The following is a 22,994-nucleotide window of genomic DNA, read 5'->3' on the forward strand; positions in this document are numbered from 1 at the left end:
CCGCGCTGTACCCCATCCTGATACTTATTCTCATTCGCTAATTTTTCCGGCCTGCATTCGTTTTATAGGGACGACGTGCCTTTGTGCTTCCCGCCACTGATCCGGATACCCAGAAATGAATGCTGAAGACTCCTTGAAACTTGCTCGCCGGTTTATCGGGTTGCCCCTGGAAAAGCGCCAGATGTTCCTTGCGGCCTTGCACAAGGAGGGCGTGGAGTTCGCCCGGTTCCCGATTCCTGCCGGCGTCGAGGCCGAGGATCGCCAGGCGCTGTCGTATGCCCAGCAACGCATGTGGTTTCTTTGGCAACTGGACCCGCAAAGCGGCGCCTACAACCTGCCGGGCGCGGTGCGCCTGAGCGGACGCCTGAACCTGCCGGCGCTGGAGCAGGCGTTCGCCAGCCTGGTGGCGCGTCACGAAACCCTGCGCACGGTGTTCGCCCGTCAGGCCGACGACAGCCTGCTGCAAGTGCCGGCCACGGCACCGCTGGTGATCGATCATGTGGATTTCAGCGCACTACTGGCCTCGGAACGTGAATTGGCAGTCGCTCGAGCAGCCGAACAGCAGTCGGTGCTGCCGTTCGATCTGGGCAGCGGTCCGCTGCTGCGCGTGACCTTGCTCAAACTCGCCGAGCAGGAACACGTCCTGCTGCTGACCTTGCACCACATCGTGTCCGACGGCTGGTCGATGAACGTGCTGATCGACGAATTCATCCGCTGCTACGACGCCTTTGATGCCGGCACACAACCGCAACTGGCGGCGTTGCCGATCCAGTACAGCGACTACGCGCTCTGGCAGCGCCGCTGGCTGGAGGCCGGCGAGCAGGCACGTCAGTTCGACTATTGGCAGGCGCAACTGGGCGACGAGCATCCGGTGCTGGAACTGCCCACCGATCATCCGCGCCCGGCGATGCCGAGCTATCGGGGCACCCGCTACGAATTCGCCGTCGACGGGCAACTGGCCGAGCAACTGCGGACCACCGCGCAGAAACACAACATCACCCTGTTCATGTTGTTGCTCGGTGCCTTCAACGTGCTGCTGCACCGCTACACCGGACAGAACGACATCCGCGTCGGCGTGCCGATCGCCAACCGCAACCGCGCCGAGATCGAAGGCCTGATCGGTTTCTTCGTCAACACCCAGGTGCTGCGTACGCAACTGGACGGCCAGACCCGGGTCGACGAATTACTGCGCCGCATCAAGGAAACCGCCCTCGGTGCCCAGGCCCATCAGGACCTGCCGTTCGAGCGTCTGGTGGAAGCCTTGAAACTGGAACGCAGCCTCAGCCACACGCCGCTGTTCCAGGTGATGTACAACCATCAGCCACAGGTCGCGGACATTTCCACGGTCACCACCCAATCCGGTTTGGCGCTGGGTGCGATCGAATGGCAAGGGCGCACCACGCAATTCGACCTGACTCTGGACACGTACGAAAAGGGCGGCAAGCTGCACGCCGCGCTGACCTACGCCAACGACCTGTTCGACGCCGCGACCATCGCGCGCATGGCGCAACACTGGACGCACCTGTTGCAGGGCATGGTCAGCGATGCCCGGCAGCGCATCAGCGATCTGCCGCTGCTGGAACAGGCTGAATACCAGCGCATCGTCCATGACTGGAACCGCGCCGACGACAACTTCGCCCAGCCTCTGTGCATTCACCAGATGATCAGCCAGCAAGCCGCCGTCAACCCGATTGCACTGGCGGTAACCTTCGCCTCCAAACAGCTGACCTACAGCGAACTCGACCAGCAGGCCAATCGTCTGGCGCGCAAGCTGATCGAACTGGGTGTCGGTCCGGAAGTCCGGGTCGGCGTGGCCATGCCGCGTTCCGAGCAACTGCTGATTGCCTTGCTGGCGGTACTCAAGGCCGGTGGCGCCTATGTGCCGCTGGACCCGGATTATCCGGCCGAACGCGTCGCCTACATGCTCGAAGACAGCCGTGCTCTGGTGCTGCTGACCGAGCAATCCGTTGCCGCGACCTTGACCGTGTCAGGCGACACCAGCGTGTTGCTGATGGACAACCTCTCGCTGACCGATTATCCAGCCAGCGCCCCGGTCACCCGCGTCACGCCGGATAACCTGGCCTACGTGATCTACACCTCCGGCTCCACCGGCAAACCCAAAGGCGTGGCCATCGCCCATCGCAACGTGCTGGCGCTGATCGACTGGTCGCAATCGGTGTACAGCCGCGACGACATTCAGGGTGTGCTGGCCTCGACCTCGGTGTGCTTCGACCTGTCGGTGTGGGAGCTGTTCGTGACCCTGGCCAACGGTGGCTCGGTGATCATCGCCCGCAACGCCCTGGAACTGCCGTTGCTGCCGGCTCGGGATCAGGTTCGGCTGATCAACACCGTGCCCTCGGCGATCAATGCCCTGCAACGCGCCGGGCAGATTCCGCCGGGCGTGCGCATCATCAACCTGGCCGGTGAGCCGCTGAAACAGAGCCTGGTGGACGCGCTGTACCAGCAGTCGACCGTCGAGCACGTCTATGACCTGTACGGCCCGTCGGAAGACACCACCTATTCGACCTGGACCCGTCGCGAGGCCGGTGGCCGGGCCAATATCGGCCGCCCGCTCAAACACACCGCCAGTTATTTGCTGGACGCCGACCTGCAACCGGTGCCCCAGGGCGTGTCTGCCGAGCTGTACCTGAGCGGCGCCGGCATCACCCGTGGTTATCTGGCACGGCCGGGCCTGACCGCCGAGAAATACGTGCCAAACCCGTTTTCCAGCACCGGCGAGCGCCTGTACCGCACCGGCGACCTGACCCGTTATCAGGCCGACGGTGCTCTGCAATACGTCGGCCGTATCGACCATCAGGTCAAGGTGCGCGGTTTCCGTATCGAGTTGGGCGAAATCGAAGCGCGATTGTTGCAACAGGACGCGGTCCGTGAACTGGCGGTGCTGGCGCAGGACGGTGCCAATGGCCAGCAACTGGTGGCCTACCTCGTGCCGAACGATCCGGCGTTGCTGGATGACATCGATGCGCAAACGACCCTGCGCGAATCCCTGAAAGCGGCCCTGCGTCAGCACTTGCCGGACTACATGGTCCCGGCGTTCCTGCTGTTCCTCGAACACTTGCCGCTGACCCCCAACGGCAAGCTCGACCGCAAGGCCCTGCCCGCGGTTGATGGCACCACACAACAGCGCGAACACGTGGCGCCACGCAGCGAACTGGAAAAGTCCCTCGCGGCGATCTGGCAAGACGTGCTGGCCATCGACAACGTCGGTCTGGAAGACAATTTCTTCGAGCTGGGCGGCGACTCCATCGTCTCGATGCAAGTGGTCAGCCGCGCTCGCCAGGCCGGGATCGTGTTGAGCCCCAAGGACCTGTTCCAGCACCAGACCATCCGCAGCCTGGCCCAGGCGGCCCGCAGCGGCGGGCAATCGTTGATCGAGCAAGGCCCGGCCAGTGGCGCGGTGGCGCTGGCGCCGGTGCAACAGTGGTTCTTCGAGCAAGCCATCCCCGAGCGTCAGCATTGGAACCAGTCGCTGCTGCTGGTGCCGCGCGCGTCGTTGAAGGTCGAGGCGCTGGAGCGTGCCCTGGAGCAAGTGCTGACTCATCACGACAGTTTGCGTCTGCGCTATCAGCAAACCGAGAACGGCTGGCAACAGGCGTATGCCGCGCCGACTACTGATTCGGTGTTGTGGCAGCGTCAGGCACAATCGGTCGAAGAACTTAACGCTCTGTGCGACGAAGCCCAGCGCAGTCTTGACCTGCAAAACGGCCCGTTGCTGCGTGCGCTGCTTGTGGCCATGGCCGACGGCAGCGAGCGTCTGCTGTTGGTGGTTCACCACTTGGCGGTGGACGGTGTGTCCTGGCGCGTGCTGCTGGAAGATCTTCAGCAGTTCTACAACGGTGGCGTGGCGCCTGGGAAAACCAGCGGCTACCAGCGCTGGGTCGCGCGTTTGCAGGATCATCTTCCTGCTTTCGAAAGCAGCCTCGATCACTGGCAGACCCAACTGCAAGACGCACCAGGCGACCTGCCGTGTGAGCGCCCGAACGGCGCACTGGAAAACCGTTTCGAACACAAACTCGAACTCAAGCTCGGCGCCGAACAGACCCGCCAACTGCTGCAAACGGCCCCGGCGGCCTACCGCACCCAGGTCAACGACCTGCTGCTGACCGCACTGGCGCGCGCCGTTTGCCGCTGGAGCGGGCAGGGCAGCACGCTGATCCAGCTCGAAGGCCATGGCCGCGAAGACCTGTTCGACGACGTCGACCTGACGCGCACCGTGGGTTGGTTCACCAGCCTGTTCCCGGTCAACCTGAAACCTGCTGCCGATCTCGGCGCTTCGATCAAATCCATCAAGGAACAGCTGCGCAACGTCCCGGATAAAGGCCTGGGCTACGGCGCGCTGCGCTATCTCGGCACGGCGCAGACCCGCGCCGTACTGGCGGCATTGCCGCAACCGCGCATCACCTTCAACTACCTGGGGCAGTTTGACCGTCAGTTCGACGACGGCGCGTTGTTCACCCCATCCACCGAAGGCAATGGCATCGCACAGGATCCGTCGGCACCGCTGGGCAACTGGCTGGTGGTTGAAGGCCAGGTCTATGGCGGTGAGTTGTCCCTGAGCTGGGGCTTCAGTCGCGAGATGTTCGACACCGCGACCGTCCAGCGTCTGGCTGACGATTACGCCCGGGAATTGATTGCGCTGATCGATCACTGCTGCGCTCTGCAAGCGCCACAAGCCACGCCATCGGACTTCCCGTTGGCGCGTATCGATCAGGCCCAACTCGACGGACTGCCACTGGCCGTTGCTCATCTTGAAGACCTGTATCCGCTGTCGCCGATGCAACAGGGCATGCTCTTCCACACCCTGTACGAGCCGCAGGTCGGCGCGTACATCAGCCAGTTGCGCCTGGACATCGGCGGGTTGGACATCGAGCGTTTCGCACGCTCGTGGCAGGCCGCGGTCGAGCGTCATGACATCCTGCGCAGCAGCTTCCACTGGCAAGGTCTCGACACCGCGCATCAGGCGATTGCGCGTCAGGTCGAACTGCCCCTTGAAGTGCTGGAAGCGACCGACACCGATGCACTGGCCGACGCTGAGCGCGCGAAAGGTTTCGAGCTGGGGACGGCGCCGCTGTTCCGCCTGAAGCTCGTTCGCACGGGCGCCAACGACTGGCACCTGATCTACACCAGTCACCACATTTTGATGGACGGCTGGAGCAACGCGCAGTTGCTGGCCGAAGTGATCCAGCACTACGCCGCCGGGCAATCGTTGCCGGCACCCACCGGGCAATATCGCGATTACCTGGGCTGGTTGCAGCAGCAATCGGTGGAGGCTGGCGAGCAGTTCTGGAAAGCCGCACTGGCACCGCTGCAAACCCCGACGCTGCTGGCCGAAGCCTTGCGTCCACCGGTGGGCGTCGAGGGCAATGGCGAACACCGCGTCGCCCTCGACAACCGCGCGACCCAGCGTCTGGCCGAGTTCGCCCGTCAACAGAAAGTCACCCTCAACACCCTGCTGCAAGCGGCCTGGAGCCTGTTGCTGCAACGCTACACCGGCCAGGATTGCGTGGTGTTCGGTGCCACCGTGGCCGGCCGTTCGGCGCCGTTGCCGGGAATCGAAGAACAGCTTGGCCTGTTCATCAACACCTTGCCCCTGGTGTGCGCCATCAAGCCGGACCAGACCGTCAGCCAGTGGCTGGGCGAACTGCAAGGGCTGAACCTGGCGATGCGTGAGTTCGAACACGTGCCGCTGTACGACATTCAGGGTTGGGCGGGCCAGCAGGGCTCGGCACTGTTCGACAGCCTGCTCGTGTTCGAAAACTTCCCGGTGGCCGAAGTGCTGAAGCAGGGCGCACCGGCCGGGTTGTCGTTCGGTAACCTGCACAATCACGAGCGCACTCACTATCCGCTGACCCTGGGCATCGAATTGGGCGAAGGCCTGGGTCTGGAGTTCAGTTATGACGCGGCGCGATTCAGTGCCGGGCAGATCGCTCAGCTATCGGCGAACTTGCAGCACTTGCTGACGCAATGGGTGGCGTCGCCGGAGGCGGCGTTGGGCTCGCTGGAACTGCTCGACATCGATGGAAAGAACGCAGTGCTCGCGATCAGCCAACCGCCTGCAGTTGAGTTATCCACAACGCTTTTGGCCCACGAGCAAATCGCCGCGCAAGCCGTAGCCACGCCCGACGCCTTGGCGTTGAAGATCGACGGCCACTCTCTGAGCTACGGTCAACTGAATGCACAAGCCAACCGCCTGGCCCAGCGCCTGATCGACCACGGCGCCGGCCCCGGCAAGCGTGTCGGCCTGGCCATGCGTCGCGGTCCGCAGCTGATCGTCAGCCTGCTGGCGGTACTGAAAAGCGGCGCGGCCTACGTGCCGCTGGACCCCAAATACCCGGCCGAACGCCTCACCTACATGATCGAAGACAGCCGTCTCGACGTACTGCTGCACGAATCCGGCCTGCTGCAAGACCTGTCATCAAACCTGCCACACCTGACCCTCGAAGACACCACCCTCCCTGTAGGAGCGCAGCTTGCTCGCGATAGCGGTCTCCCAGCTGCCGAAGATCTGGCCTACATCATCTACACCTCCGGCTCCACCGGCCAACCCAAAGGCGTCGCCATCACCCACGCCGCCCTGCGCGAGTTCTGCCAGACCGCCGCCGACTACTCAAAGCTGTCACCCACGGACCGCGTCTTGCAATTCGCCACCTTCAGCTTCGACGGCTTCGTCGAACAATGCTTTCCGGCACTGTGCGTCGGCGCCGCGTTGATCATGCGCGGCGATGACCTGTGGGACGCCGGTCGACTGGCTGCGGAAATCGTCGATCAGGGCGTGACCGTGGCCGATTTGCCGGCCGCCTACTGGTTCCTGCTGGCCCGTGAATGTGCCGGCGGTGTAGTGCCGAGCCTTGGCGATTTGCGTCAGGTGCACGTCGGCGGCGAAGCGATGTCGGTGGAAGGCCTGCGCCTGTGGCATCAGGCCGGCCTGAGTCATGTGCGCCTGCTCAACACCTACGGCCCGACCGAAGCGACGGTGGTGTCCAGCGTGCATGAATGCCAATTGGCCGATGCCAGTGATGCTTTCGGCATTCCAATCGGTCGCGCCATCCCTGGCCGTGCGCTGTACGTGCTGGACGCTGCCGGTCAGCTACTGCCGGCCGACGGCGTCGGCGAGTTGTGCATCGGCGCACCGGCCTGCCTGGCGCAAAGCTACTTCGACCGTCCGGCACTGACCGCCGAACGTTTCCTGCCGGACCCGTTCGCCCGCGAACCGGGCGCGCGGCTGTACCGCAGCGGTGACCTTGCGCGTTACAACGATGAGGGCAATCTGGAATACGTCGGGCGTATCGACCACCAGGTGAAGATTCGCGGTTTCCGCATCGAAATGGGCGAGATCGAAGCCTGCCTGCAAGCCCGGGACGAAGTCCGCGAAGCCGCCGTCATCGCCCAGGACGGCACGCAACTGGTGGCGTACGTCGTGGCCAGCGACGCGGTGGTGTCCGAGGCGGAGTATCTGGAAGGGCTCAAAGCCGTCCTGCGCCAGTCGCTGCCGGACTACATGGTGCCCGGCCACATGGTCCTGCTGGACAAGTTGCCGCTCAACAACAACGGCAAACTCGACCGCAAGGCCCTGCCACGGGCTGAGGCGGTTGATGCGCAACGTGACTTCGTGGCGCCGACCGCAGGACTGGAAACGCAACTGGCGCAGATCTGGCAGGAGGTGTTGCAGGTCGAGAGCGTCGGCCGCGATCACAACTTCTTCGAGTTGGGCGGCCATTCGCTGCTGGTGCTGCAAGTGATTTCCCGTGTGCGCCAGCAACTGCAGCTTGAACTGTCGGTGAACAGTCTGTTCTCGGCAGCGAACCTGGCGGAATTTGCCGAGCGGGCAGCGCAGGCGACCGTCGCGGGGCAACCGCTGTTGCAACGCGCGTCGGACGATCAGTCGCGGATTCTGTCCTACGCCCAGCAACGCCAATGGATTCTCTGGCAACTGGACCCGCACAGCGCGGCCTACAACATTCCGGCGGCGCTACGCCTCAAAGGTTCGTTGAACCGCGACGCGCTGCGCCAGGCCTTCGAGCAATTGCAGGCGCGTCACGAAACCCTGCGCACCACCTTCGAACAGGACGGTCAGCAGGCTCGTCCGCTGGTGCACCTCGAACTGCCATTGCAATTCAATGAGCAACCCATCGAAGAGACCTCGATCAACCACGCGGTGGCCGAAGAAATCGCCCGGCCATTCGACCTGCGCAACGGCCCGCTGTGGCGCATGTTGCTGTTGCAAGTCAGCGCCGAGCACCATGTGCTGGTGCTCACCGTGCACCACATCGCTGCCGATGGCTGGTCGATGCAGGTCATGATCGATGAGTTCAGCGCGTTGTATCAGGCTGCCGTTGATGGTCGTGTCGAACGCCTGAAAGCGCTGCCGGTGGCCTACAGTGACTACGCCCGTTGGCAGCGCGACTGGCTGGAGGCCGGGGAGGGCGCACGGCAATTGGCCTGGTGGCGCGAGCAACTGGATGGCAGCCAGGCACCGCTGCAATTGCCGAGTGAACTGAGTCGCCCGGCTCGCCGCACCGAGCGTGGTGCCAGCCTGCTGTTGCAGGTCGATCGCGACTTGCTCGCCGGGTTGCGCCAGCGTGCGCAAGAACAGCAAGTGACGCTGTTCATGCTGTTGCTGGCGAGTTTCCAGACCTTGCTGCATCGTCAGAGTGGGCAGTCGGGCATCAGCGTCGGTGTGCCGAGTGCCGGGCGTTCGCGCCTCGAAACCGAAGGCCTGATCGGTTTCTTCATCAACACCCAGGTGCTGCGCGCCGAGATCGACGGGCAGCAACCGTTCAGTACCTTGCTGCAACAGGTCAAGCACAGCGCATTGGCGGCGCAGGCCCATCAGGACTTGCCGTTCGAGCAACTGGTCGACGCCTTGCAGCCGGATCGCAGCCTCAATCACAGTCCGTTGTTCCAAGTGCTCTACAACCATCAGCAACAACTGGGTGCCAGCGTCGAACGCGCCGTGGCCGACTTGCAGGTCGAGCGCCTGCACTGGCAGCAGCACACTGCGCAATTCGATCTGGTGCTCGATACCCAGGAGCAGGGTGATGAACTGGACGCCAGCCTGAGCTACGCCACCGATTTGTACGACGAAGCTTCGATGCAGCGTTTCGCCGGACAGTGGCTGAACCTGCTGCGCGCGGTGGTCGCCGATCCGCAGCAGCGCGTGGCGGAACTGCCGCTGCTGCAAACGCCGCAATACGATGAGCTGATCCAGCACTGGAACCCGGCGTTCCAGGCACAACCGCCGTCTCCAACCTTGCATCAGTTGTTTGAAGTTCAAGCTGAACAACGCCCGGACGCCATCGCACTGACCTATGAAGGCGAACAGCTGACCTACGCCGCGCTCAACGCCCAGGCCAACCGCCTGGCGCGCAAACTGCGCGAACAAGGCGTCGGGCCGGAAGTGCGCGTGGGCATCGCCACCGAGCGGGCGATGCCGCTGGTGGTGGGTTTGCTGGCGATCCTCAAGGCCGGTGGCGCCTACGTGCCGCTGGACCCGCAATACCCGGCCGAACGCCTGAGCTACATGATCGACGACAGCGGCATCGCGCTGCTGTTGACCCAGTCACACTTGATCGATGGCTTGCCGGCCCGCGACGGCGTGCAAGTGCTGGACCTTTCGTCGTTGCAACTGGACGCCTACAACAGCGACAACCTGCCAACCCTGGCAACCCCGGACAACCTCGCCTACGTGATCTACACCTCCGGTTCCACCGGTCGGCCAAAAGGCGCACTGCTCAGCCATGGCAACGTCGGGCGTTTGCTGACCGCCACCGCCGCTGAGTTCAATTTCGGCGCGGACGATGTCTGGACCCTGTTCCATTCCTACGCCTTCGATTTCTCGGTGTGGGAGCTGTTCGGTTCGCTGTGCACCGGTGGGCGCCTGGTGATCGTGCCGTACTACATCAGCCGCGAACCGCAGGAATTCCACCGCTTGCTCTGCGATGAAGGCGTGACGGTACTGAACCAGACCCCGACCGCGTTCCGCCAGCTGTTGCCGATTGCCTGCGCCAGCCCGCGCAGCCTGGCGTTGCGCCAGGTGATTTTCGGCGGTGAAGCATTGGAAGTGGCGAGCCTGCGGCCATGGTTCGAGCGCTTCGGCGACCAGCAGCCAACGCTGGTGAACATGTACGGCATCACCGAAACCACGGTTCACGTGACCTATCGCGCGATCCGCCTGGCCGACCTCGACGGCCAGTTGCAGAGCCCGATCGGCCTGCCGATCCGCGACCTGCGCTGGTACTTGCTCGACAGCCAGTTGCACCCGGTGCCGGTGGGCGTGGCGGGCGAGTTGTACATCGCCGGTGCCGGCCTGGCGCGGGGTTATCACGGACGTTTCGGCCTGACCGCCGAGCGTTTCGTACCGAGCCCGTTCGACGCTTCCCAGCGCCTGTATCGCAGCGGCGACCTGGCGCGCCAGCGTGTCGACGGCAGCATCGACTACCTCGGGCGGATCGACCAGCAAGTGAAGATCCGGGGTTTCCGTATCGAACTGGGCGAGATCGAAGCCGCACTGCTGGCGCAACCGGGCGTGCGTCAGGCGGTGATCAGCGTGCATGTCGGTGACGGTGGTCCGCAGCTATGCGCTTACGTCGTCGCCGAACACACCCCGCATGACCCGATTGGCTGGCGCGACACCCTGCGCGCCGCGCTCAAGGTTGACCTGCCGGATTACATGGTGCCCAGCCACTGGCTGCTGCTCGATGCCTTGCCGCTGACCAGCAACGGCAAGCTCGACCGCAAGGCCTTGCCGCTGCCGGATGTCGAGCACTGGCAGCGTCCGTTCGAAGCCCCCGAAGGCCATCTCGAACAGCAACTGGCCGCGATCTGGGCTGACGTACTGGGCGTGGCGCAAATCGGTCGTCGCGACAACTTCTTTGAATTGGGCGGGCATTCACTGCTCGCCGCCCAGGCCAGTGCCCGTGTGGAACTGGAACTGGGGATCGAGCTGCCGCTGCGCGCGCTGTTCGAAAGCAACGACCTTCAGGCTTATGCCGCCATGGCCGGGCAATACACCCCGACTGACAACGATGCACGTCTGGATGCGCTTGAGTCGCTTCTGGACGAGATGGAGTTCAACTGATGGAACACAGCACTGCCCAGCGTATTGCCACCCGCTTTGCCGGCCTGCCTGCGGACAAACGCCGCGAATTTTTGCAGCGCATGCAGGAGCAAGGCGTCAGTTTCGGCCAACTGCCGATTCCGCCCGCCGCCGAGCCGCAAGCGACTTTCGAACTGTCCTACGCGCAGCAACGCCAATGGTTCCTCTGGCAGCTCGACCCACAGAGCAGCGCCTACAACATTCCTGCCGCGTTGCGTCTGCACGGGTCGCTGAATCTGGCGGCGCTGCAACAGAGTTTCGACGTGCTGCTGGAACGGCACCAGAGCCTGCGCAGCCGTTTCGTCGAGGACGACGGCCAGGTGAGGCAAGCCCTGGCGACCTTCACCACGCTGCCCATCGAACAGCACGATCTGCGCGCCGAGCCCGAGGCGCAGCGCTTCGAACTGGCGATGAAAACAGTCGAAGCGGAGATTGCCCGGCCGTTCGATCTGCAACATGGGCCGTTGTTGCGCGTGAGTTTGTTGCAGCTCGACGCCGAGGACCATGTGCTGGTGCTGACCCTGCACCACATCGTCACCGACGGTTGGTCGATGGGGGTGCTGGTCGAAGAGTTTTCCCGGCTCTACGCCGCCCATTGCCAGGGACAGAGCGCTGAACTGCAAGCACTGCCGATCCAGTATTCGGACTATGCCGCCTGGCAGCGGCGCTGGATGGAAGCGGGGGAGCTGGAGCGTCAACTGGATTGGTGGCGGGAAAAGCTCGGTAACGAGCAGCCGCTGCTGGAATTGCCGACCGATCGTGCGCGTCCGGCGCAACCGAGCCAGCAGGGCGCGCGTCTGGATTTCGCCCTCGACTCAACATTGGCCCGCGGGCTGATGAGCCTGGCCAAACAGCGCGGCGTCACCCCGTTCATGCTCTTGCTGGCAAGCTTCCAGGCCTTGCTCTATCGCTACAGCGGCCAGTCCGACCTGCGCATCGGCGTGCCGATCGGCAACCGCAACCGCGCGGAAACCCGTGGCCTGATCGGCTTCTTCGTCAACACCCAAGTGATGCGCGCCGAACTCGACGGGCGTCTGCCGTTCAGCCAGCTGCTGGAGCAGACCCGAACCGCATCGCTGGATGCCCAGGATTATCAGGACCTGCCGTTCGAACGCCTGGTGCAGGCGCTGCAAGGTGAACGCAGCCTCAGCCACAGCCCGCTGTTCCAGGTGATGTTCAACCACCAGCAGGCGAGACCGGCAGCGGTCAGCGGCTTGCTCGCGGGGCTGCGAGTCGAAGCGCTGAACGCCACGGCTCACACCACCCAGTTCGACTTGCAACTGGACACCCAGGAAGAGGGCGACAAGCTGTTCGCCAGCCTGACCTACGCCACCGACCTGTTCGACGCCGGGCGCATCGAGGATCTGGCTCGCCACTGGCGCAACCTGTTGGCCGGTGTATTGGCCAACCCGCAAACCCCGTTGGCGGAACTGCCGCTGCTGGATGCCGATGAGCGCTTGCGCATCCTCGACGACCTCAACGCCACCGCAACGCGTTATCCGGGCGAAGTCTGCGTACAGCGGCATTTCGAAGCGCGTGTGGTGGAAAACCCTGAAGCGACCGCGCTGGTGTTTCAGGGCCGGAGCCTGAGCTACGCCGAACTGAACCTTCGCGCCAATCGCCTGGCCCATCACCTGCGTGCCCAAGGTGTCGGCCCGGAAGTGATCGTGGGGATTGCCTGCGACCGTTCGTTCGAGATGGTGGTCGGCCTGTTGGCGATCCTCAAGGCCGGCGGCGCCTACATGCCACTGGACCCGGAATACCCGCTGGACCGCCTGGGCTACATGATCGAAGACAGCGGCATTTCGCTGTTGCTGACCCAGCAACATCTGCTGGCGCAATTGCCGACGCCGGACTCGGTGCGCACCCTTTGCTTGCACAGCGATGCCGATTGGTTGAGCGATCTGCCGGGCACTGACCCCTCTAATCTGGCGATTGCCGAAAACCTCGCCTACATGATTTACACCTCCGGTTCCACCGGCAAACCGAAAGGCGCGGGCAACCGCCATGTGGCCCTGCACAACCGCCTGGAGTGGATGCAACAAGCCTATAACTTGCAGCCTGCGGACCGTGTGCTGCAAAAGACGCCATTCAGTTTCGACGTATCGGTCTGGGAATTCTTCTGGCCGTTGATGAAAGGCGCCACCCTGGTCATCGCCGCGCCGGGCGAGCACCGCGATCCGCAACGCCTCGCCGCACTGATCGTCGAACAGGCGATCACCACGCTGCACTTCGTGCCGTCGATGCTTTCGGCCTTCATCGCTTCCGACGAAGCGCTGGCCTGCACCTCGCTGACCCGCATCATTTGCAGCGGCGAAGCATTGCCGATGGAGCTGCAACGCCAGACCCTGCGGGCTCTGCCGCAAGCCAATCTGTACAACCTCTATGGCCCGACCGAAGCGGCCATTGACGTCACCCACTGGACCTGTGTGGAAGAGGGCCGCGACAGCGTGCCGATCGGTCGCCCGATCGCCAACCTGCGCACCTTGATCCTCGACAGCGAACTGCAACCCTTGCCGCTGGGCGCGGTGGGCGAGTTGTACCTGGGCGGGGTCGGCCTTGCTCGTGGTTACCACCGCCGTGGCGCGCTGACCGCCGAGCGTTTCGTGGTCGATCCGTTCGGCAGCGGCGAACGCCTGTACCGCACCGGTGACCTGGCGCGCTATCGCGCCGACGGCGCCATCGACTACTGCGGACGCATCGACCATCAGGTGAAGATTCGCGGATTGCGCATCGAGCTGGGGGAAATCGAAGCCCGTCTGCAAGAACATGCCGAGGTGCAGGAAGCCGTGGTGCTGGCCCTCGATGGCCCGGGCGGCAAGCAACTGGTGGCCTACATCGTGCCGCAGGATCGCGCGTTGATCGCCACGGATGCCGCTCAGCAGGGCGCCTGGCGCGAAACCCTGAAAAGCCATCTGCTCGGCAGCCTGCCGGACTACATGGTGCCGGCGCAGACCGTGCTGATCGAACAGATGCCCCTGAGCCCCAACGGCAAACTGGACCGCAAACGGCTGCCGGCACCCACCGTGCAGGTCAGCCAACGCGTCTTCGAAGCACCACGCAGCGCTCATGAACAGGTGCTGGCGCAGATCTGGCAGGACGTGTTGGGCGTCGAACAGGTGGGCCGTCAGGACAACTTCTTCGAACTGGGCGGCGATTCGATCATCTCGATTCAGGTGGTCAGCCGCGCCCGCCGTGCCGGCCTGAGCCTGCAACCGCGTGACCTGTTCCAGCAGCAGACTTTGCAAGCACTGGCTGGCGTGGTCAAAGAACAAGTCGCCCCGCTGGCGCAACAAGGGCCGGTGGACGGTGTGCAAAAACTCACGCCGATCCAGCGCTGGTTCTTCGAAGAGCCGATCCCGCAACGCGCGCACTGGAACCAGGCGGTGTTGCTGGTGCCACGGGAAACCCTTGACCTGCCGCGCCTGCAAGGCGCCTTGCAACGGCTGCTCAAGCAACACGACGCGCTGCGTTTGCGCTTCAGTCAGGTTGATGGCCAGTGGTCGGCCCGCTATGTCGGCGCCGACAGTGCCGATGTCATCGACATGCTCTGGACCGCCCGCGTCGCCAGTGATGCCTCGCTGGAGTCGGTGTGCGATGAAGCCCAGCGCAGCCTCAGCCTGCAAGACGGGCCGCTGCTGCGGGTGGCGTTGATCGCCCAGGCCGATGGTTCGCAACGTTTACTGCTGGTGATTCACCACTTGGCGGTGGACGGTGTGTCGTGGCGGGTGTTGCTGGAAGATTTGCAGGCCGCCTACCAAGGCCAGGAACTGCCACCGAAAACCAGCGCCTTCCAGGTCTGGGCCGACAAGCTCGACGCTTATGCACGCTGCGAAACTGCCACTAATGAATTGAGCTGGTGGCAAAGCCACTTGGACGGCGCCAGTGACTCACTGCCAGCGGCCAACGCCCAGGCCAGTCAGGCCGGACATTTACGCCAAGGCGTCAGTATCGGTCTGGACCGCGAACAAACCCGCCAGCTGCTGCAGCAGGCCCCGGCGATCTACCGCACCCAGGTCAACGACCTGCTGCTGACCGCACTGGCTCGCACCCTCAGCCGCTGGACCGGCGATCAATCGGCACTGATTCAACTCGAAGGCCACGGCCGTGAAGAGCTGTTCGACGACATCGACCTGACCCGCACCGTCGGCTGGTTCTCCAGCCTGTTCCCGGTGCGCCTGACACCGACCGCCGACCTGGATGGCTCGATCAAGGCGATCAAACAGCAATTGCGCGACATCCCCGGCAAGGGCCTGGGCTACGGCCTGTTGCGCTACCTGGGCGATGCCACGGCGCAAGCGGCGCTGGCCGCGTTGCCACAGGCGCGGGTCACCTTCAACTACCTCGGCCAGTTCGACCAGAGCTTTGCCGAAGACGCACTGTTCACGCCGGCAAAAGAGTCCAGCGGCACCGCGCAATCGGCGGACGCACCGTTGCCGAATTGGCTGTCGGTGGACGGTCAAGTCTATGGCGGCGAACTGAAACTGGACTGGACCTTCAGCCGCGAATGCTTCGACCGTCGAGAGATCGAAACCCTGGCCGCGGACTTCCGCAGCGAGTTGCTGGCGCTGATCGAACACTGCCTGAGCGACGGCGCGGGCGGCGTGACCCCGGCGGATTTCCCGCTGGCGCGTTTGAGCCAGGCGCAACTCGATGGCCTGCCGGTGAAGCCTGCGCAGATCGAGGATCTGTACCCGCTGTCGCCGATGCAGGCCGGTCTGTTGTTCCACAGTTTGTACGAGGCGGATTCCGGCGCGTACGTGAACCAGCTCAGCGTCGAAGCCCGTGGCCTCGACGCCGAACGCCTGGGCCGCGCCTGGCGAGCGGTGCTCGACAGCCACGCGATCCTGCGCAGCAGTTTCCACTTCCCTGAAGGTTTCGAGGCGCCGGTGCAACTGGTGCATCGTCATCTGCAATTACCGATGACCTGCCTCGATTGGCGTGGCCGCGCGGATCAGGCCCAAGCCCTGGCGCAACTGATCGACAGCGAACGTCTGCAGCTTGATTCGACCCGCGCACCGCTGATGCGCCTGACCCTGGTGCGCCTCGACAACGAACGCCAGCAACTGATCTACACCCACCATCACCTGTTGCTCGATGGCTGGAGTAATTCGTTGCTGTTAAGCGAAGTGCTGCAACGTTATGCCGGGCAAACCGTGCCGGCGCCAACCGGGCGTTTCGCCGACTACATCGGCTGGTTGCAACGCCAGGATGCCGAGGCTGACGAGCTGTTCTGGCGTGGGCAACTGGCGAGCCTTGATAACCCGACGCTGCTGGCCGAGAGCCTGAGCCTCACTAACCCGTCGGACACAGCATTCGCCGACCATCACCAAACCTTCGACGTGGCCACCAGCAAGCGTTTCAGCGACTTTGCCCGCCAGCAGAAAGTCACCCTCAACACCCTCGTTCAAGGTGCCTGGGCACTGCTGCTGCAACGCTACAGCGGTCAACGCAGCGTGGCGTTCGGCGCGACGGTGGCGGGGCGCCCGGTGGACTTGCCGGGAGCCGAAAGCCAACTCGGCCTGTTCATCAACACCCTGCCGGTGATCAGCAGCCCGGACGCCGTGGAAAGCGTCGAGCAATGGTTGAGTCGTTTGCAGGCGCAGAACCTGGAATTGCGTGAACACGAATTCACCGCGCTGGGCGACATTCAGCGCTGGGCCGGACGCGCCGGTGAGCCGCTGTTCGACAGCCTGCTGGTGTTCGAAAACTTCCCGGTGGCCGAGGCGTTGCAACAGGGCGCGCCGGCGGGCCTGAGCTTCCAGGTCCCGCAGAACCACGAGCGCACCAACTTCCCGCTGACCCTGGCGGCCACCGCCGAAAGCCAGCTCAGCCTGAACTGGAGCTACCAGTGCAGCCACTTCAGCAGCGATGCGATTGCACGGATGAGCGAACACCTGGCCGCGCTGCTGACCGCCATGGTCGCTGCGCCACAGGCGGCCTTGAGTGAGCTGGACCTGCTGACCGCACCGGAACGTGCGCAACAGTTGATCGAATGGAACCCGGCGTTTACCGCAGAGCAGAATCCACTGTGCGTTCATCAGTTGATCGAAGCCCAGGCCGACATTCGTCCGCACGCCACTGCACTGATTTTCAACGACCTGGAACTGAGCTTCGACCAACTCAACCGTCGCGCCAACCAGTTGGCCCATCGCCTGCGCGCACTGGGTGTCGGCCCGGAAGTGCGGGTCGGCCTGGCGATGCAGCGAACGCCTGCGATGATCGTCGGCCTGCTGGCGATCCTCAAGGCCGGCGGCGCCTACGTGCCGCTGGACCCGGCCTACCCGGCGGAACGCCTGCGTTACCTGATGGAAGACAGCGGCATTTCACTGCTGATCAGCCAATCCTGGCTGCGGGAAAAACTGCCGTTGCCACAGGGGCTGTCGGTGCTGGAGATTGACCGCGAGCCTTTGGCGTCCATGGCGGACACCAACCCGGTCAACCTGACCTGCGGCGAAAACCTCGCCTACCTGATCTACACCTCGGGCTCCACCGGCCGGCCCAAAGGCGTCAGCGTGGCCCACGGCCCGCTGGCCATGCACTGCGTGAAAATTGGCGAGTTGTACGGCATGACCCCGGACGACCGCGAACTGCAGTTCGCCTCGATCAGCTTCGACGGCGCCCACGAGCGCTGGCTGACACCGCTGGTGTTCGGCTCGGCGGTCATGCCCCGTGACGACGAGTTGTGGAGCGTGGAGCGCACCTGCGCCGAGATCGAAAAACACGGCATCACCATCGCCTGCTTCACTCCGACCTACCTGGGGCAGATCGCCGATTTCATGGGTGAAGCCGGGCGTGACCTGCCGATCCGTTCCTACACCCCGTGCGGTGAGGGGATGGCCAAGCATGCGTTTGACGAAGTGCAACACGTGCTGCAGCCCAAGCGCCTGATCAATGGTTATGGCCCGACCGAAACGGTGATCACGCCGTTGATCTGGCTGGCGTATCCAGACACCGAATTCGACTCGGCCTTCATGCCCATCGGCCGGCCGGTCGGCAACCGCAGCGCCTACATTCTCGACGGTGGCTTGCAGCCGTTGCCGGTCGGCGTGGCGGGCGAATTGTACCTGGGCGGCGAAGGCGTCGCCCGTGGCTACCACCAGCGTCCTGACCTGACTGCCGAACGCTTCGTGCCCGATCCGTTCGTGCCGGGCGGTCGCCTGTATCGCAGCGGTGACCTCGCACGGTTCCGTGCCGATGGCGTGGTCGAGTACCTGGGGCGTATCGACCAGCAAGTGAAGATTCGCGGCTTCCGTATCGAACTCGGCGAAATCGAAGCCTGCCTGGTCGAACACCAAGGCGTGCGTGAAGCCTTTGTGATCGACCGTGAAGGCCCGGCGGGCCGCCAACTGGTGGGCTACGTGGTGCCACGCGATCCGCTGGCTGACGAGCAGGAACTGCGTGACGCGTTGACGATGCACCTGCGCAGCCGTCTGCCGGCGCACATGCTGCCCGCGCATCTGATGTGCCTGGCGGCGTTGCCGCTGACGCCCAATGGCAAGCTGGATCGTCAGGGTTTGCCGGCACCTGAAGCGACTCGCCAGCGTCAGGATCAGGTGGCAGCCGCGTCGCCCGCCGAAGCGCTGTTGGTGGAGATCTGGCAGGAACTGCTGGGCCTGGAGTCGGTGGGGGTCACCGAGAACTTCTTTGAGCTGGGTGGCGATTCGATCATCTCGCTGCAAGCGGTGAGCCGTGCCGGGCAGCGCGGGCTGGTGTTCAGCCCCAAGCAACTGTTCGAGCAGCAGACCATTCGTGCCCTCGCGGCAGTGGCCAACAGTCGTGAAGACGCGCTGGTCGAAGCACCGAAAGTCGAAGCGTTTGCGCTGGTGCAGCACGTCGACGTGGCCGCGCGCGCAGGCCTGCAAGACCTGTATCCGCTGTCGCCGATGCAGCAGGGCATGCTGTTCCACTGCCTCGATTCACCGGAGCTCAACCCCTACGTCAACCAGTTGAGCGTCGAGGTGGAAGGTTTGCAGGTGCCGCGTTTCCGCGCGGCCTGGCAGGTGTTGATCGAGCGTCATGAGGTGCTGCGCGCGGCGTTCCGCTGGCGCGATGGCTTGGCTGACCCGTTGCAGGCGGTGTTTGCCGAGGTCGAGTTGCCGATTGAAGAACTCGACTGGCGTAACCGCACGGACACCGAACAGGCGCTGAGCGAACTGGCCGCCGCCGAACAGGCCAAGGGCTTCGACCTGAGCTGTCCGCCGCTGATGCGCTTCATCCTGGTACGCCTGGGTGAAGCGCGGTACCAGATGATCTGGATCTACCATCACCTGCTGCTGGACGGCTGGAGTGCTTCGCGCCTGTTGGGCGAGATGCTGCGCCTGTACCACCACGACAGCCTGCCGGCGTTGACCGGTCGTTACGCCGACTACATCGCCTGGCTGCAACGCCAGGACGGTGCGCAGGCCGAAGGCTTCTGGCGCGAGCGCCTGGCATTGCTGGAAGCACCGACCATTCTGGCCAAGGCCTCCGGTGCCGCGGGTGTAGGTCACGGCGTTATGTACAGCGACCTTGACGCCGAAGCGACGCGCAAGCTGCACAGCTTCGCCAAGCGTCAGCGTGTGACCCTTAACACGCTGGTTCAAGGTGCCTGGCTGTTGCTGCTGCAACGCCACAGCGGTCAACGCAGCGTGGCGTTCGGCGCGACGGTGGCGGGGCGTCCGACGGGACTGGCCGGTGCCCAGGAAATGCTCGGTCTGTTCATCAACACCTTGCCGGTGATCCAGACCCTCGACCCGCAACAACCGCTGGGCGAGTGGTTGCGCGAGCTGCAGGATTACAACCTGAGCGTGCGCGACTACGAACACACACCGCTCTCGGATATCCAGCGCTGGGCCGGGCAGGGTGGCCAGGGACTGTTTGACAGCATCATCGTCTTCGAGAACCATCCGGTGGACCGCGCCTTGAAAGGCGGCGAAGAGGGCGAGCTGCGCTTTACCGATGTCGGCAGCGGCGGTGTGACCAACTTCCCGATGGACTTGATGGTCAGCGCCAACGACGAAGGCCTGGAAGTTGAGTACCTGTATCTGCGTGACCGCTTCAGCGATGTGGAAGTGGAGCGGATTCGTGCGCAACTTGAAGGTCTGCTGCGGGCGCTGCCTGAAGATGCGGATCGCTTGCTGGGCAACATTGGCTTGCCTGAGGCGCGTTTGGGCCTGCCGCAAGTGTCCACTGACCAGGCGGATTTGCTGCACAGCTTCAACCGGCATGTGATTGCGCAGCCGGAAAAAGTCGCCTTGTTCTGTGAGGATCGCGAAGTCAGTTATGCACAGCTTGAGGCTCAGGCCAATGGTCTGGCGCAACAGCTGATCGCTCGCGGTATCGGTGCGGAAAATCTGGTGGCGGTGGCGTTGCCGCGCTCCGAGCGCACCATCGTGGCGTTCCTCGCGGTGCTTAAAGCCGGTGCGGCGTACTTGCCGCTGGATCTGGCGTATCCGGCTGAACGACTGGCCTACATGCTCAGCGATTCGGCTGCCAGCCTGTTGCTCTGCGACAGCGATCTGGGTGAGCGCCTGCCGCTGGCCGACTGTCCGCCGCGTTTGCTGCTCGATCAGCTGACTGTTGCCGATAATGCCGAGTGCCCGGATTCCGCACCGCTGCCCGGGCACCTGACTTACCTGATCTACACCTCCGGTTCCACCGGTCAACCGAAAGGCGTGGCCGTGGGGCGGGGGCCGATCGCCCGGCATTGCCGCGGCATCATCGACCTCTACGAACTGGCCCCGCAAAGCCGCGAACTGCACTTCATGTCGTTCGCCTTCGACGGTGCCCAGGAGCGTTGGCTCAGTGTGCTGTTGGCCGGTGGCAGTCTGGTGATTCGCGAAGACAGCCTGTGGACCCCGGAGCAAACCCTGGAGGTGTTGCATCGCCACAGCATCACCGTCGCCTGCTTCCCGCCGGCGTACCTGCAACAGATGGCCGAAGTGGCCGAACGCCTGGGCAATCCGCCGGCGGTGCAGGTGTACTGCTTCGGCGGCGACGCGGTGCCGGATGCCAGTTTCGAACAGGTCAAGCGTGCACTGCGTCCACAGCGTCTGGTCAACGGTTACGGTCCGACCGAAACCGTGGTCACGCCGCTGCTGTGGCGTGCCGAGGTCAGCGAAACCTGCGATGCGGCTTACGCGCCGATTGGCCGAGGCGTGGCGGGCCGTGGCTTGTACATCCTCGACGCCGACCTTAATCCGTTGCCGGTGGGTGTCAGCGGTGAGTTGTACCTGGGCGGCGACTGCCTGGCCCGTGGTTATCACCAGCGTCCGGGCATGAGCGCCGAGCGTTTTATCCCCGATCCGTTCGAGGCCGGTGGCCGCATGTACCGCACCGGCGACCTGGTGCGCCAGCGTGAGTGCGGCTTGATTGACTACCTCGGACGACTGGACCAGCAAGTGAAGATCCGGGGTTTCCGTATCGAACTGGGTGAGATCGAAGCGCGCCTGCGCGACTGTGCCGGAGTGCAGGATGCTGCCGTGGTGGTGCACGACACGCCGACCGGCAAGCAGCTTGTCGGTTACGTCGTTGCATTGGGCACGGCGGGACTGGACCGCCGACTCAAGGCCGAACTGCAAGCGCAGTTGCCGGATTACATGGTGCCGGCGCGGATCCTGGTGCTGGAGCGCTTCCCGCTGTCGGCCAACGGCAAGATTGATCGTCGGGCGCTGCCGGAGCCGGAATGGGCCATCGGCGGTTATCGCGCTCCGCGTAACGCACTGGAACAGGCGCTGACCGCGATCTGGCAAGACGTGCTTGGCGTGCCGCAAGTGGGCATCGACGACAACTTCTTCGAACTCGGTGGCGACTCGTTGCAAGTACTCAAAGTCATCTCGCGGGTGCGCAGTCAGTCGCATCTGGGCTTCGAATTGAAGCTGCGGGATCTGATGCAGAAACCGTGCATCGCTGAACTGAGTGGCTATCAGGTTGCCGAGACTTCGACTGCGCCGGACCCGTTGCTGGCCTTGAATGGCCGGGTGGCAAACGTGCCGGCGCTGTTCTGCCTGCACGCCGGTTTCGGCACGGTGTTCGACTACGAACCACTGGCCCGTCGCCTGGAAGGTCGGCGCACGGTGTACGGCCTGCAATGCCGGATGCTGCTCGATCCGCAATGGCAGGATGCATCGCTGCTGTCAATGGCTCAGGCCTATACGCAGCGGATTCGCTCACATCAACCTGAAGGCCCGTATTACCTGCTGGGTTGGTCCTTGGGTGGCGCGTTGACGCAACTGGTCGCCCACGAACTGGAAAACCAGGGGCAGACGGTGGCGTTTGCCGGGCTGGTGGACAGCTATGTGGCGGGCACGGCGGAGGCGGGGGATTGGCGTGAAGATTTGGCGGATTTCCTGAAGTTTGTCCTGGGTCAACCGTCTGAAGAAGCACAGGCGTTGATTGCGCTTAAAGCCATCGGACTGAACGAACGCGAAGGCGCCGCCGCGGTGATCGAAGCGGCCATGCACGTTTCTAATGGCCACGCGGCGTTGGGCGCCAGTGAGCTGACACAGATCTTTGCCACCGGCTCATCACTCAAGCAACTGGCATTGACCCAACGGCAACTGCCGAAAGTGCAGGTCGCGGCACATCGCTGGTGGGTGGCCGGGCGCGAGGATGAACGCCGGGTGTTCGAAGCGCAGGTCGGGCATCACGGGGTGGATCGTCAGTTGACCGGTGGGCACTACGAGTTGCTGCGGGGTGATGAGTTGCTGGATCAGCTGGAGGATTTGCTGGAGCGCCGCTTGGTGACTGCATAACCACACAACCCCTGTGGGAGCGAGCCTGCTCGCGAAGAGGACCTGTCAGTCGACATCAATGTTGGCTGGCAGTCCGCTTTCGCGAGCAGGCTCGCTCCCACAGGTTTCATGCCGGTTTCAAGATTGATTAATGACCTCTTTGT

2 protein-coding genes are annotated in these 22,994 nt (G+C 63.9%); both read left to right on the forward strand.

The window, feature by feature from the left end; translation table 11 throughout:
- Positions 1-115 precede the first annotated feature (115 nt).
- Positions 116-11,098 carry a non-ribosomal peptide synthetase gene (locus tag CKW21_RS29685; RefSeq protein WP_095197364.1) on the forward strand — a complete coding sequence of 3,661 codons (10,983 nt, stop codon included), beginning with the start codon at positions 116-118 and terminating at the stop codon, positions 11,096-11,098.
- Positions 11,098-22,851 carry a non-ribosomal peptide synthase/polyketide synthase gene (locus CKW21_RS29690; RefSeq protein WP_095197365.1) on the forward strand — a complete coding sequence of 3,918 codons (11,754 nt, stop codon included), beginning with the start codon at positions 11,098-11,100 and terminating at the stop codon, positions 22,849-22,851. The genes CKW21_RS29685 and CKW21_RS29690 overlap by 1 nt, the downstream gene beginning before the upstream one ends.
- The last annotated feature ends 143 nt before the right edge of the window (positions 22,852-22,994 follow it).

This window comes from Pseudomonas sp. Irchel 3A7 (assembly GCF_900187565.1).
Classification (GTDB): domain Bacteria; phylum Pseudomonadota; class Gammaproteobacteria; order Pseudomonadales; family Pseudomonadaceae; genus Aquipseudomonas.